The organism is Algoriphagus sp. oki45 (assembly GCF_036245605.1).
GTDB lineage: Bacteria > Bacteroidota > Bacteroidia > Cytophagales > Cyclobacteriaceae > Algoriphagus.
The window spans coordinates 1-465 of sequence record NZ_BTPC01000013.1; the positions used below are offsets into that span (position 1 = coordinate 1).

Sequence of the window (465 nt, forward strand, 5' to 3'; positions counted from 1 at the left end):
AGGCACAATTCATTGGTAGCTGGTAGTCTCCGTAGGCGTAAACTAGCTTTTCATCTTTCAAGACAATGGCAGCATCAAAAAAGGTATTATCTTCAACGAATTTGTTTATCTCTGAAACTTCAGAGCTTGTAAGTAAATTAGCACTTTCCAAAGGCTGGTAACTTTGCCTAGTTTCAAGCTCAAAAAAAGGGTCAACCTTTATACAAGATTGAGTGATACATAAAATCAAAATTAGATACGTTATTTTTTTCATTTCCATTTTATTTGTTTTAATGCTTGGTAACGTTTCTCAGCTATACGCAGGCAGGGATTTTTATCACTAAACTTTCCTACGAAGAACTGAACTTCAAATTTACCACTTTCCTGTCTTACGAAGCACGAAACCCCTGCTTGCGTATAGGTGATGTTGCACTAAACCTACGGTAGTTTCTCCGATAAGCAGCCAGAAAGAGGTAACTTTTTGAT

At 36.8% G+C, this 465-nt stretch carries 1 protein-coding gene; it reads right to left on the minus strand.

The features are described from left to right. The coding region (locus tag AAA942_RS20220) for a hypothetical protein (RefSeq protein ID WP_338222124.1) at window positions 1-253 on the minus strand (253 nt) is incomplete at its 3' end. Window positions 254-465: the final 212 nt, after the last annotated feature.